Origin of the sequence: Kaistia sp. UC242_56 (genome assembly GCF_044452255.1) — a bacterium.
Lineage (GTDB): Bacteria > Pseudomonadota > Alphaproteobacteria > Rhizobiales > Kaistiaceae > Kaistia > Kaistia defluvii_A.
In genome coordinates, this window is record NZ_JBIOAN010000001.1 from 533,506 (window position 1) to 547,153 (window position 13,648).

Sequence of the window (13,648 nt, forward strand, 5' to 3'; positions counted from 1 at the left end):
TTCAAAAATAGTTCGGGGATCGATCGTAAGCCATTCAATTAAGGGTGACTGCTCGTGAGGGAACGGTCTGAAATCCCTCGGCCACATGGCTCAAGTCCGTGTGGCAGTTGAGAAAACCGCCACACGGGGAATCAAGAAATCGCTAAAAGCGCGATACGGTATTGGTTCAGGCGACCAAGTTCCGCAGCACGTATTGCAGGATGCCGCCATTCTCGAAGTAGTCGAGTTCGTCGAGCGTATCGATTCGGCAAAGCAGCGGCACGACCTTCTGGCTGCCATCGGCGAAGGTGATCTCCGCGTCCAGCATCTGGCGCGGCTTCAGATCGCCGGCAATGCCCTTGATCGTCACGATCTCGTCGCCCTTGAGGCCGAGCGTCTGCCACGACGTGCCTTCCTCGAACACCAGCGGCACGATGCCCATGCCGACCAGGTTCGAGCGATGGATGCGCTCGAAGGACTGGGCGATGACGGCGCGGATGCCGAGCAGCTTGGTGCCCTTGGCCGCCCAGTCGCGCGACGAGCCGGTGCCATATTCCTTGCCGGCGAACACCACCAGCGGAACGCCCTCGGCCTTGTACTTCATCGCCGCATCGTAGATCGGCATTTCGGTGCCGTCCGGCCAATGCTTGGTGAAGCCGCCTTCCTTGCCGCCCAGCATCTGGTTCTTGATGCGGATGTTGGCGAAGGTGCCGCGCATCATGACTTCATGATTGCCGCGACGCGTGCCGTACTGGTTGAAGTCCGCCGGGCGGACCTGGTGGTCGCGCAGATAGGATCCAGCCGGGCTGGTTTCCTTGATCGAGCCGGCCGGCGAGATGTGGTCGGTCGTGATCGAATCGAGGAACAGGCCCATGACGCGGGCGCCGAGGATGTCCGTGACCGGCTCGGGCTCGCGCTGCATGCCAACGAAATAGGGCGGGTTCTGCACATAGGTCGACTGGTTGTCCCAGGCGTAGGTCTCGCCCTGCGGCACCGAGATCTTCTGCCAGTTCTCGTCGCCCTTGAAGACGTCCGCATACTTGGTCTGGAACATCTTCTTGGTGACGTTCTCGCGGATGAACTTGGCGATCTCGCGGTTCGAGGGCCAGATGTCCTTGAGATAGACGGGCTGACCGTCCGACCCCGTGCCGAGCGGCTCGGTCGTCAGGTCGATCTGCAGCGAACCGGCCAGCGCGTAGGCGACGACCAGCGGCGGCGAGGCGAGATAGTTCGCCTTGACGTCCGGATTGACGCGGCCTTCGAAGTTGCGATTGCCCGACAGCACGGCGGCGGCGACCAGGTCACCCTGGTTGATGGCGGCCGAGATATTTTCCGGCAGCGGACCCGAATTGCCGATGCAGGTGGTGCAGCCGAAACCGACCAGGTTGAAGCCGAGCGCGTCGAGGTCCTTCTGAAGGTCGGCGGAGGCGAGATATTCCTCCACGACCTGCGATCCCGGCGCGAGCGAGGTCTTCACCCACGGCTTCGACTGGAGGCCCTTGGCGACCGCGTTGCGGGCGAGCAGGCCGGCCGCGATCAGCACGCTCGGATTCGAGGTGTTGGTGCAGGAGGTGATGGCGGCGATGGTCACGTCGCCATGTCCGACCGTGTAATCCGTGCCCTCGACGGCGAAACGCTTGGCGGCTTCGCCCGGCTTCTTGAACTCGCCTTCAAGCGAGGCCAGGAAGCCCGTCTTGGCGTCGGAGAGCAGCACGCGGTCCTGCGGGCGCTTCGGACCGGCCAGCGACGGCAGCACGGTGGTGATGTCGAGTTCGAGCACGTCGGTGAAGACAGGATCGGCCAGGCCGGGCTCGCGCCACATGCCCTGCGCCTTCGAATAGGCCTCGACCAGCGCGATGCGCTCGGGCTTGCGGCCGGTCTCGTCGAGATAGGCGATCGTCTCGTCGTCGACCGGGAAGAAGCCGCAGGTGGCGCCGTATTCCGGCGCCATGTTGCCGATGGTGGCGCGGTCGGCGAGGGACAGGTGATCCAGGCCGGGGCCGAAGAACTCGACGAACTTGCCGACGACGCCCTTCTTGCGCAGCATCTGCGTCACGGTCAGCACGAGATCGGTGGCGGTGATGCCCTCGTTCAGCTTGCCGGTCAGCTTGAAGCCGACGACTTCCGGGATCAGCATGGAGACCGGCTGGCCGAGCATGGCCGCTTCCGCCTCGATGCCGCCAACGCCCCAGCCGAGCACGCCGAGGCCGTTCACCATGGTGGTGTGGCTGTCGGTGCCGACGCAGGTGTCAGGATAGGCGACGGTCTGGCCGTTCTCGGTCTTGGTCCAGACGGTCTGGGCCAGATATTCGAGATTGACCTGGTGGCAGATGCCGGTGCCCGGCGGCACGACGCGGAAGTTGTCGAAGGCCGACTGGCCCCACTTCAGGAAGCGGTAGCGCTCCTGGTTCTGCTTGTATTCCTCTTCGACATTCTTGCCGAAGGCCTGGGCATTGCCGAAGAAATTGACGATGACCGAGTGGTCGATGACCAGATCGACCGGGACCAGCGGGTTGATGCGCTTCGGGTCGCCGCCGAGATTGACCATCGCGTCGCGCATGGCGGCGAGGTCGACCACGGCCGGAACGCCGGTGAAGTCCTGCATCAGCACGCGGGCCGGACGATAGGCGATCTCGCGCTCGTCCTTGCCGCGCGACACCAGCCATTCCTTGACGGCGAGGATGTCGTTCTTGGTAACGGTGCGGCCGTCTTCGTTGCGGAGCAGGTTCTCGAGCAGAACCTTCAGCGAAAAGGGCAGCGTGGAGATGCCGGGAAGCCCGTTCTGCTCCGCGTCCTTCAGGCTGAAATAGACATAGCTTTCCGCGCCGACCTGAAGAGTCTTGCGGGATTTAAAGCTGTCGGGATGCTCGTTGCTCACGATACGGATCGTCCTCGTTTCTGTCGCGGAAACGCATGGCCGAAGTCGATGCACGAAGCGTGCCCGACCCGGTCAGGCGCACCCAAGATGGCGGCGGAGTTTGGCTCGGCACGCGGTCCATCCCTGGGGTGGTGACGCAGGTCTTGACCGCGGCGCAACCGGCGCGCCGGGTTGCAGGCCTTATAATGAATTTCGTAAGGAGAAGCCAGATCAACGAAAGTCGCCGCGCTTGGAATCTTTCAAAGCTGCTCAAACGCAAGAAGACCCAGCGTCACCTTCCGGCAGGATTGGCGCATGAATCGTCGACAAACCCGCCTGTCGGCCGAGACGATTGCCGTAAGCCGCGGCGGCCGCACCATTTTCGAGCAGGTTTCGTTCACGCTCGGCGCCGGCGAGATGCTGGCGGTCACCGGCGCCAACGGATCCGGCAAGTCGACCCTGTTGCGCGCCGTGGCCTCCCTGCTGCCGCTCGCCGCGGGCACGATCCGCTTCGAGGATCCCGCCAGGGAAGACGCGCCGATCGCGGAAAGCGTCCATTATTTCGGCCATCAGGACGGTTTGAAGCCGGGCCTGAGCGTGCGTGACAACCTGGCGCTGTGGGCGAAGTTTGCCGGCCGCGCCGGGCTGCCGGCGATCGAAGCGCTCGAACAGGTAGAGCTCGATCACCTCGACGACCTGCCGGCCGGCTATCTCTCCGCGGGGCAGAAGCGGCGCGCCAGCCTCGCCCGCCTGCTGGTCGTGCAGCGCCCGATCTGGCTGCTCGACGAACCGACCTCGGCTCTCGACAGCCGCTCGGAGGCGATCTTCGGTGGCTTGCTGGCGCAGCATCTGACAGAAGGCGGACTGGCGCTGGCCGCGACACATCGTCCGCTGCCCGTCGAAAGCCACGCGACGCTCGCGCTCGGTGCCGCATGACCGGCTTCTTTTTCGCGCTGGTCGGACGGACGGTGCGGCTGTCGCTGGGCGCCGGCGGCGGCGCCTTTGTCGGGCTGATCTTCTTCCTGTCGGTGGTCGCCGTGGTGCCCTTCGGCGTCGGGCCCGACATGCGGCTGCTCGCCCGGATCGGGCCGGCCATGCTGTGGATCGCGGCGCTGCTCGCTACCCTGCTCGGCCTCGACCGTTTGTTTCAGGACGACCGCGACGACGGCAGCCTCGACCAGTTCATGCTTTCCGGCCTGCCGCTGGAACTGGTCGTGCTGGCCAAGGCGATCGGCCACTGGCTGGCGACCGGCCTGCCGCTCGTGCTCGGCGCGCCGGTGTTCGGGCTCATTCTCGGCATGGATGCGCAGGCGATCGGGCTGGTGACGCTGACGCTTCTGATCGGCACGCCGGCGCTGATCCTCATCGGCACGATCGGCGCGGCGCTGATCACGGCGCTCCGACGCGGCGGATTACTGGTCGCGATCCTGGTGCTGCCCTTCACGATCCCCGTGCTGATCTTCGGCGTCAGCACGATCACGGCGGCCACCACCACCGGCATGCCGGTGCTGAATCCGATGTTGATTCTCGTTGCCCTGACCATGGCCAGCGCCGTGATCGGCCCGGTCGCCGGCGCCGCGGCGCTACGGGCGGGGATGGAGTGAGTCCTCTGATCCGGCTTTCGGATTCTCCACCATCATCCTGAGGTGCTTCGCGTGAGCGAAGCCTCGAAGGAGGATCCAGCGGGCACTCCCTCTTGGAGCCGAAGTTCGGCGAAACCCGCCCGCAATCTCCATCAAGAGCATTCCCTTGACCCTCCTTCGAGGCCCGGCTTTGCCGGGCACCTCAGGATGATGGTCGAGTTTGAGAAATGCCATCTGGAGATCGGACACGGTCCCCGATCGAAAACAAAAAACGCGGCCCGAAGGCCGCGTTTTCATCGTGCAAACAAGGCCAGTCGATCAGTGGCGGAAGTGGCGCATGCCGGTGAAGACCATGGCGAGGCCCGCCTCATCGGCGGCGGCGATCACCTCGTCGTCGCGCATCGAACCGCCGGGCTGGATGATCGCGGTCGCGCCCGCTTCGGCCGCGGCCAGAAGGCCGTCGGCGAACGGGAAGAACGCGTCGGAGGCGACGACCGACCCCTTGGCCAGCGTCTCCGGCAGACCGGCCGTGCGGGCGGCATCGGCCGCCTTCTTGGCGGCGATGGTCGAGCTGTCCACGCGGCTCATCTGCCCCGCGCCGACGCCGACCGTGGCGCCATCCTTCACATAGACGATGGCGTTCGACTTGACGTGCTTGGCGACGCGGAAGGCGAAGAGCAGGTCGTCGAGCTCGGCATCGGTCGGCACCCGCTTGGTGACGACCTTGAGATCCGCCTTCTGCACGCGGCCCGCGTCACGATCCTGCACCAGCAGGCCGCCCGCAACCGTCTTGACCGTCAGGCCCTTGGCGGATGCATCCGGCAGGCCGCCGGTGACCAGCAGGCGGAGGTTCTTCTTGGCCGCGACGATCGCGATGGCTTCGTCAGTGGCATCCGGGGCGATGATCACCTCCGTGAAGATCTCGACGATCTTCTTCGCGGCGTCCGCGTCCAACGTCCGGTTCAGCGCGACGATGCCGCCAAAAGCCGAGACCGGGTCGCAGCGCAGCGCCTTGTCATAGGCTTCGGCCAGGGTCGCGCCGGTCGCGACCCCGCAGGGATTGGCGTGCTTGATGATCGCGACGGCGGCCGTCTCGGCCGGGTCGAACTCGGCCACCAGTTCGAAGGCGGCGTCGGTGTCGTTGATGTTGTTGTAGGAGAGCTGCTTGCCCTGCAGCTGCTTCGCCGTCGACACGCCGGGGCGAACCTCTCCGGTCGTGTAGAAGGCAGCCTGCTGGTGCGGGTTCTCGCCATAGCGCATGATTTCGCGCAAGGACCCGCCGAACGAGCGCCAGGCCGGCGCCGGCTCTTCAAGCACGCGGGCGAACCAGTTCGACACTGCCGCGTCATAGGCGGCCGTGCGGGCAAAGGCCTTGGCGGCCAGGCGCTTGCGGAAGGCGAGCGGCGTCGCGCCGCCATTCGCGTCGAGCGCTTCCAGCACCGAGGCATAATCGGCCGGGTCGACGACGATCGAGACGAAGCCGTGGTTCTTAGCGGCGGCGCGGGTCATCGCCGGGCCGCCAATGTCGATGTTCTCGACGGCGGTGGCGTAATCCTCGGTCGAAGCGATGGTCTTCTCGAACGGGTAGAGGTTGACGGCGACGAGGTCGAAGCCCTCGATGCCATGCTCTTCCATCTCGGCCGCGTGCTGCGGATCGTTGCGGATGCCGAGCAGGCCGCCATGGATCTTCGGATGCAGCGTCTTGACCCGGCCGCCGAGGATCTCGGGGAAACCGATGACATCGGCAACATTGGTGGCCGGCAGGCCGGCGTCGATCAGCGCCTTGCAGGTCGAACCCGTGGCGACCAGGGCGACGCCGCGCTCATGCAGCGCACGGGCGAAGTCGAGCAGGCCGGTGGAGTCCGACACCGAAAAGAGCGCGCGCTTCATCGGAACGAGTTCGGGAAGGGCGACCTTTGACGGCGGTACGGCCATGGAGTCCTCGCGGGTTCAAATGCTGAAGGCCCGCGCGATACCACGTTTTTTCCCGCCATGCAGCCGCTTTACGCACCGAGCGGCAGATCGTCTCCGTGATCGTCGTGATTGCGCATCCGTCCGCCCGGTTCGACGACGCGGTGCAGGATCCATTCCACCGAAGCCTGATGCAGCGCCCGGCCATAGACGACCATCTGATCGGTGCGCCGGCTGCCGCGAATATCGGAGAGGCGAATGCTCTCCTCCAGCAGCACTTCGAGATCCGGCGTCTCGAACTGCCAGGCCGAGCCATCCGGCAAGGCGAGGAAGACGCCCCGGCCATTGTTGAAGCGCGTCGCCTCGACGGCGGGATGCAGGTGGAAGCGCAGCGCGAAGGCGTCGCGGCCGCCGCGCGCGATGGTGTTGCCGCTGGGCGTCGTGAACGAATCGAGGCCGTCTATGCGGTCGCCATAGGCGGACAGCACCAGCTTGCGCTCGTGCCGGATGCCGAAGCGCGCGACATAGCCGTCATGCGCCGCGATCAAGACCGTCTCGCTGCGATTGTCCTGGCGGGAGACTTCGACGCGGTTCGGGCCGGAGAGGATCGCCTCGCCCAGCTTCGCGGCGAGATAGCCGCTGTTGAGGAAGCGGCAGGACGAGGAATCGTTCAGCGTCACGGTCGAATGCGCCGCCGTGGTGCGCGCCATCCGCCGCAGCGCCGTGGCGCCCGGCCCCGGCACGCCGCAGTTGACGATCAGCGGCTGGCGGCCGGAGCTCATCTCGAAGGAGAGGCAGCCGGCATGCGCCTCGAGCGAAAGCACCGGCCGCGGCGCCGGCCCCGTGTCGACCAGCATCACCGTATCGCCGGCATCGAGCCGCTGATAACCGGCATAGGGCGCATTCTTGCCCGGCGCGCCGCGCGCATCGTCATACGCGAGGACGGTCGCGAGCAGGCCAAGCTGGGTTTCGCCCATGCCGTTGAACTTGGCGAAGGAGCCGTCGCCATGCCGGAAGAAGCGCAGCATCGGCATCATGCGGTCGATGGCGCCGAGAAGGGCCGGCGAAGGCTGCTGGCCGCGGGCGGTGAAGGCCTGGCGGAGCGGCAGCAGGTCGACGAGGATTTCCAGCACCGTGCCGGGATTGCGGCCGACATGGCCGCCATCCGGCAGGATCTGCCGCGCCAGTTCCTGGTCGAGCCAGCGCGACGCCTGGCGCACCAGGCGCGGCTGGTCGGAAAGCGACAGGCCGGCGGCGGCCAGCGCCATCATCACGCGCAGGCGCGGCAGGCCGGGGCGCACGTCGCGCGCCACCCGGCGCAGATGGCGGACCTGCTTGGTCAGCGAGCGCATGAAGCGGCGATAGAAGCCGTGGTCGCAGCCCTCGAGCACCAGCGGCGTCTGCGCCAGCCAGGACAGGATCCGCCGCGCCATGACGTCGGGATCGCGCGCGATCGGATCATGGCTCTTCTGGAAGCGGATCCATTCGTCGAGCAGCGCGCGGGCATTGGAGCGCGAGACGGCGAGGTCGGAGGCGCGCAGATGGCGCAGCCAGCCGAAACTATGCAGCCGCTCGGCCCAGGCGCGCGACGGCGCCTCGATCTCGAAGACCGAGAAGCCGGCAACGTCGACCACCTCGCCGGCAAAGACGAAGCGGCCGGCATAGATATCGTTGGCGATGGTGGGGTCGGCAGTGCGCAGGTCGGTCGGCGCGATCAGCAGCCTCTCGGGCACCTGGCCGGAATATTTCCACCGATAGAGCGCGCTGGCGTGGAACGCGTAACGCGCTCGTCGCCATGCGGACGCGAGTGCGAAGCGGACGAGCCGACCCCGACCGGATCCTGCTCCGAACGCCATACTCTCTCGCTCCCTCATCTACAGCTGAAGTCGTGCTGACCCGAATTTCGACGGTCCGAAACGAATCAGTCGGCCAGCGATTCGAGCAATCTAATTGCGGATTCGCTCAAATTGAAACCGTTTCCCGGCGCCTAGAGGCGCCGGAAGCGGGCGGCGAAGAAGCCGTCGAGCCCGGAAAGCCGCGGCTCGGCATTCGGCAGGTCGGATGGCAGGGTACGCAGGAAGCCGTCGCGACAGATCGCCTCGACACCCCCCACCTCCTCCGGCCGGATCGGCTCCAAAACCAGCGGTAGGTTGGCCAAGGCCAGCGCAACCTGGTCCTCGCCCTCGGCCTTCTCCAGCGAACAGGTGCAGTAGACGAGCGTTCCGCCGGAGACCAGCATCGAGGTGGCGCGCGCCAGCAGGGAGGCCTGCAGATTGGCCAGCGTCTTGATGTCGCCCGGCCGCTTCAGCACGGCGACGTCGGGGTGGCGGCGGATCGTGCCGGTCGCCGAGCACGGCGCGTCGAGCAGGATGGCGTCGAACAGCCGGTTGGGCTGCCAGGTCTCGACATCGGCGGCGATCGTGCCGATCTGCAGCTTCAGGCGCGACAGGTTTTCGCGCACCCGTTGCAGGCGGCCTTCATTGATGTCGACGGCCATCACCTTGGCGCCGGCGGCGGCGAGCTGGGCCGTCTTGCCGCCCGGAGCCGCGCAGAGATCGGCGACGTCGAGGCCCTCGACCTTGCCGAGCAGCTTGGCCGGGAGCGCGGCGGCGGCGTCCTGCACCCACCACTGGCCTTCGGCGAAGCCCGGCAGTGCGTCAATCGGTCCGTGCGCAATCAGGCGTACGCTGCCGGTCGGCAGGACGATGCCGCCGAGCTTCTCGGCCCAGCCCTCGGGATCCGACTTGACCGACAGGTCAAGCGACGGCTCCAGCAGATGAGCGGCGGCGATCGCCTGCGTGGTCTCGGCGCCATAATCCTTGACCCAGCGCTCATAGAGCCAGTCGGGCACGTTGAGGCGAACCTCGTCCTGCGAGGCGAGAATGGCGTCCCGCTGCTCGGTGAGGCGGCGCAGCACCGCATTGACCAGGCCCTTGAAATGGCGCGCGTCGCGATCGGCCTCGGCGGTCTCGACGGCAATCGAGACGGCGGCATGATCGGGCACATCCATGAACAGGATCTGCGCCGCGGCGACATGCAGGATCGCCGGCAGCGGGCCGGACTTGCGCGGCAGCGCCTTGTCGAGGAAGCGGCCCAGCGCGTCGTCGATCTGGCCGCGACGGCGCAGCGCAATGCCGAGAATGGCGCGCGCCAGGCCGCGCTCGCGCGGATCGAGCGTTTCGAACGGCCCGTCCGTGGCATCGATGGCACTATCGAGCGGGCGATGATCGACCAGCACCGCCATCAGCGCGGTGGTCGCGGCAAGGCGGGCGGCGACGCCCGGCGCGAGGCGGGGCGCACGCGGCGCGTTGCGGTTCGGACGGGTACCGGCCGGCGTTGTCTTCTTGCTCAACCCCACGGCCCCCGGCCCTGCGAACCGCCGGAGCCATTGCCCCACGGCCCGCGCGACGGACCCGAAGCGGGACGGCTGGAACGAAAGCCGCCCGGCAGGTTGACGCCACGACCAGCGCCCGCGCCCGGACCGAAGCCCGCAGCCTGGCCGCCGGATTCGGCTTCCATCGCCATCAGCGCCGCGATCCGGTTGTCGGTATCGGGATGAGTAGAAAAGAGATTGTCCATGCGCTGCCCGGATAGGGGATTGATGATGAAGAGATGCGCGGAAGCCGGATTGGCCTCGGCCGTCTCGTTGGGGATCTCGTGCGCTCCGCGCGCGATCTTGGCAAGGGCTGTCGCGAGCGAACGCGGCGAACCGCAGATCTCCGCCCCCAGCCGATCGGCCGCATATTCGCGCGTCCGGCTGACCGCCATCTGCACCAGCATGGCGGCCATCGGCGCGACGATCATCATGACGATCGTCCCTATCATGCCAATCCCGCCGCCCTCGCGGTTGCGGTTGCCGCTGAACAGGAAGGCGAAGTTGGCCAGCATCGAGATGGCGCCGGCCAGCGTCGCCGTGATGGTCATGGTCAGCGTGTCGTGGTTCTTCACGTGCGCCAGTTCATGCGCCATCACGCCGGCGATCTCGTCGCGGGAAAGCGCCTGCAGCAGGCCGGTCGACGCGGCAACGGCGGCATTCTGCGGATTGCGGCCGGTGGCGAAGGCATTGGGCTGGGCAGAATCGATCACATAGACTTTCGGCATGGGCAGGTTGGCGCGCTGCGCCAGCTGCCGGACGATGCCGTAATACTCCGGCGCGCTGCGTTCGTCGACCTCATGGGCGCCGTACATCGACAGCACCATCTTGTCGGAGTTCCAGTAGCTGAACACGTTCATGCCGGCGGCGATGACGAAGGCGATCATCATGCCGCTGGATCCGCCGATCAGATAGCCGATGCCCATGAACAGGGCGGTCAGGGCCGCGATCAGCAGGGCAGTGCGCATGATGTTCATCGAGAACTCCGGGAATGACTCCGAGGATGGTTGGCGGGCCGGCTGCGTTGCAGCGGCCCACCGCTTCGACCTATATGATGGGAGGAGGCAGGTCGACCTGCAAGCGGCGGCCTGGCTGGAATCCGCAGGAATGCAAGCCGTTTCCGCCTCTTGATAGCAACGTGCGAGGCCCTCATGAGCGACGAAGTCGAAACCCCAACCCCGCCGCGCCCGCTCACCGAAGCCGCCCGCCGCGCGCTGGCCGAGGCGGAGGCCCGCCGGACCGAAATCGACGCGGCGACGAAGCGCCCGCGCGAAATCCTGGGCCGCTCCGGCCCGGAACCGATCCGCTATGGCGACTGGGAAAACAAGGGCATCGCCAGCGATTTCTGAGGGTGGGACGGGCGCACTCTCCTGTGCTAGCCTCCCCCCACACACAGCGGATCGGGAATGCCATGCCATTGTCAGTCAAGCTGGACCCGGATGCCGAGGCGCGCCTGAAGGCGCTGGCGGAATCACGTCATCTCAATCCGGACGTCATGCTGCAGGACGCAATCGTGGAATATCTCGATCGCGAGGAAGCACGCCTGGCCTTCCGGACAGAAGCGTTGGCGTCGCTCTCCGCTTTCCGCGAGGACGGGCTGCACGTAACTCTGGAAGAGACTGAGGCTTGGCTCGATAGCTGGGGCACGGATGCGGAAACGCTTCCGCCGGCTTGCCACAAATAGTCCTGACACCGGGTGCGCTTGCCGGCATAGAGCGATGCCGTAACCATCTTTTCGCCCGCGATCCCGATGCGGCACGTCGCGCCGCATCGGCGATAAGGAACCAGTTGCAGGTCCTATCGGGCGCGCCGATGGTAGGCAGGCCCTTTCCCGGCACGCCGGAACTGCGCGATTTGGTAATTCCATTTGGCCGCGCCGGCTATGTCGCGCTCTATCACCACGACATTCCATCGGACCGTGTGCTGATCCTTGCCTTCCGGCATCAGCGAGAGGCCGGCTACTGAGCCGGCCTCTGCAATTTTCTACCGCTTGTTCTGGCGGTTGGCGACCAGGTCGTCGACGACGGTCGGATCGGCCAGCGTCGAGGTGTCGCCGAGATTGCCGAACTCGCCCTCGGCGATCTTGCGCAGGATGCGGCGCATGATCTTGCCCGAACGGGTCTTCGGCAGGCCGGGCGCGAACTGGATCAGGTCGGGCGAGGCGATCGGACCGATCTCCATCCGCACCCAGGCAACCAGTTCCTTGCGCAACGCATCGGACGGCTCGACCGTCGCCATCAGCGTGACATAGGCATATATGCCCTGGCCCTTGATGTCGTGCGGATAGCCGACGACGGCCGCTTCCGAGACATGCTCATGCGCCACCAGCGCGCTCTCGACCTCGGCCGTGCCCATGCGATGGCCGGAGACGTTCAGCACGTCGTCGACGCGGCCGGTGATCCAGTAATAGCCATCCGCATCGCGCCGGCAGCCATCGCCGGTGAAGTAGGCGTTCTTGTAGGTCGAGAAATAGGTCTGCACGAAGCGCTCGTGGTCGCCATAGACCGTGCGCATCTGGCCCGGCCAGGAATCGGTGATGATGAGGTTGCCCTCGGCAACGCCCTCCAGCACCTTGCCCTCGCCATCGACGATCGCCGGCTGCACGCCAAAGAAGGGCAGCGTCGCCGATCCCGGCTTCTGGGCGATCGCGCCCGGCAGCGGGGTGATCAGGATGCCGCCGGTCTCGGTCTGCCACCACGTATCGACGATCGGGCAGCGGTCGTCGCCGACGACGCGGTGATACCACTCCCACGCCTCCGGATTAATCGGCTCTCCGACCGAACCGAGCAGGCGCAGCGAAGCGCGCGAGGTCTTCTGCACCGGCTCGTCGCCGGCCTGCATCAGCGCGCGGATCGCCGTCGGCGCCGTGTAGAAGATGTTGACCTTGTGCTTGTCGATCACTTCCCAGAAGCGGGAATTGGTCGGATAGCTCGGCACGCCCTCGAACATCAGCGTCGTCGCGCCGTTCGAAAGCGGGCCATAAACGATGTAGGAGTGGCCGGTGACCCAGCCGACATCGGCCGTGCACCAGTAGATGTCGCCATCCTGGTAGTCGAACACCTTGCTGTGCGTCAGCGAGGCATAGACGAGATAGCCGCCGGTGGTGTGCAGCACGCCCTTCGGCTTGCCGGTCGAACCCGACGTATAGAGGATGAACAGCGGGTCCTCGGCGTTCATCGCCTCGGGTTCGCAATGCTGCGACACGGTCTTGGCCAGATCGCCATAGAACACGTCGCGGCCGTTCTGCATGGCCACGTCGGCGAAGGTGCGCTGCACGACCAGCGTCTTCACGTCATCGCCAAGCTTGGCGAGCGCCGCGTCGACATTGGCCTTCAGCGGGATCTTCTTGCCGGCGCGCAGGCCTTCATCCGCCGTGATCACCAGCTTCGAGCCGCAATCCTGGATGCGGCCGGCGAGGCTATCGGGCGAGAAGCCGCCAAACACGACCGAATGCACGGCGCCTATGCGCGTGCAGGCGAGCATGGCGAAGGCCGTTTCCGGGATCATCGGCATGTAGATGGTGATGCGGTCGCCCTTCTTGGCGCCCATCTCCTTCAGCACATTGGCGAAGACCTGGACCTGGTCGGAAAGCTCGCGATAGGTGATCGAGCGGCTTTCCGAGGGATTGTCCCCCTCCCAGAGGATCGCGACCTGATCGGCGCGCTTGGCCAGATGCCGGTCGACGCAATTCGCCGAGACGTTGAGCGAACCGTCCTCGAACCACTTGATCGAGACATTGTCCGGCGCGAACGAGGTGTTCTTCACCTTGGTGAATGGCTGGATCCAGTCGATTCGCTTGGCCTGCTCGGCCCAGAAACCATCCGGATCCTCGACCGAGCGCTGATACATCGCGCGATAGGTCGGCTCGTCGATCTGTGCTCGCTTCGCCCAATCGTCCGAGACCGGATAGATCTTGTCGTGCATCTTGTTTCCTCCCTGGCAGCT

11 protein-coding genes are annotated in these 13,648 nt (G+C 66.1%); 5 read left to right on the forward strand and 6 right to left on the reverse strand.

The annotated features are described in order from the left end of the window. Positions 1 to 166: 166 nt before the first annotated feature. Positions 167 to 2,857, reverse strand: a complete 2,691-nt coding sequence (gene acnA / locus ACHMWQ_RS02485; RefSeq protein WP_396306273.1) for an aconitate hydratase AcnA — start codon at positions 2,855 to 2,857, stop codon at positions 167 to 169. A 294-nt stretch (positions 2,858 to 3,151) separates the two neighbouring features. On the opposite strand from acnA, the gene ccmA reads away from it, so the two are divergent. Together ccmA and ccmB are read left to right on the forward strand one after the other, a co-directional pair. Next, the gene (gene ccmA, locus ACHMWQ_RS02490; RefSeq protein ID WP_396306274.1) at positions 3,152 to 3,772 is read left to right on the forward strand and encodes a heme ABC exporter ATP-binding protein CcmA; all 621 of its coding nucleotides are present in this window, start codon (positions 3,152 to 3,154) and stop codon (positions 3,770 to 3,772) included. Next, complete coding sequence (gene ccmB / locus ACHMWQ_RS02495) at positions 3,769 to 4,440, forward strand: heme exporter protein CcmB (RefSeq protein ID WP_396306275.1); 672 nt, start codon at positions 3,769 to 3,771, stop codon at positions 4,438 to 4,440. Before ccmA ends, ccmB begins: the two co-directional genes overlap by 4 nt. A gap of 297 nt (positions 4,441 to 4,737) precedes the next feature. Here ccmB and purH read toward each other — a convergent pair whose 3' ends face one another. The 4 genes from purH to htpX form a co-directional block, all read right to left on the reverse strand. After that, positions 4,738 to 6,354 (reverse strand): bifunctional phosphoribosylaminoimidazolecarboxamide formyltransferase/IMP cyclohydrolase, encoded by a 1,617-nt coding sequence (gene purH / locus ACHMWQ_RS02500; RefSeq protein ID WP_396306276.1) that lies wholly within the window; start codon positions 6,352 to 6,354, stop codon positions 4,738 to 4,740. A 68-nt stretch (positions 6,355 to 6,422) separates the two neighbouring features. Then, positions 6,423 to 8,063, reverse strand: coding sequence for a heparinase II/III family protein (locus tag ACHMWQ_RS02505; RefSeq protein WP_396306277.1), 1,641 nt, complete (start codon positions 8,061 to 8,063; stop codon positions 6,423 to 6,425). Positions 8,064 to 8,317: 254 nt separating this feature from the next. After that, positions 8,318 to 9,682 (reverse strand): RsmB/NOP family class I SAM-dependent RNA methyltransferase, encoded by a 1,365-nt coding sequence (locus ACHMWQ_RS02510; RefSeq protein ID WP_396306278.1) that lies wholly within the window; start codon positions 9,680 to 9,682, stop codon positions 8,318 to 8,320. Then, positions 9,679 to 10,680: a zinc metalloprotease HtpX gene (htpX, locus tag ACHMWQ_RS02515; RefSeq protein ID WP_354554147.1), complete on the reverse strand. Its 1,002-nt coding sequence runs from the start codon at positions 10,678 to 10,680 to the stop codon at positions 9,679 to 9,681. Before htpX ends, ACHMWQ_RS02510 begins: the two co-directional genes overlap by 4 nt. A gap of 174 nt (positions 10,681 to 10,854) precedes the next feature. Between htpX and ACHMWQ_RS02520 the strand changes: the two genes are divergently transcribed. From ACHMWQ_RS02520 to ACHMWQ_RS02530, 3 genes are all read left to right on the forward strand, one after another. Continuing rightward, on the forward strand, positions 10,855 to 11,052 hold the full coding sequence (locus ACHMWQ_RS02520; RefSeq protein ID WP_354554149.1) for a DUF1674 domain-containing protein: 198 nt from the start codon (positions 10,855 to 10,857) through the stop codon (positions 11,050 to 11,052). Positions 11,053 to 11,114: 62 nt separating this feature from the next. Continuing rightward, positions 11,115 to 11,387 (forward strand): CopG family ribbon-helix-helix protein, encoded by a 273-nt coding sequence (locus ACHMWQ_RS02525; RefSeq protein ID WP_396306279.1) that lies wholly within the window; start codon positions 11,115 to 11,117, stop codon positions 11,385 to 11,387. Beyond that, positions 11,375 to 11,668: a type II toxin-antitoxin system RelE/ParE family toxin gene (locus tag ACHMWQ_RS02530; RefSeq protein WP_396306280.1), complete on the forward strand. Its 294-nt coding sequence runs from the start codon at positions 11,375 to 11,377 to the stop codon at positions 11,666 to 11,668. The genes ACHMWQ_RS02525 and ACHMWQ_RS02530 overlap by 13 nt, the downstream gene beginning before the upstream one ends. 18 nt (positions 11,669 to 11,686) lie before the next feature. Here the strand turns inward: ACHMWQ_RS02530 and acs are convergent, their stop codons facing one another. Continuing rightward, complete coding sequence (acs, locus tag ACHMWQ_RS02535; RefSeq protein ID WP_396306281.1) at positions 11,687 to 13,627, reverse strand: acetate--CoA ligase; 1,941 nt, start codon at positions 13,625 to 13,627, stop codon at positions 11,687 to 11,689. Positions 13,628 to 13,648: the final 21 nt, after the last annotated feature.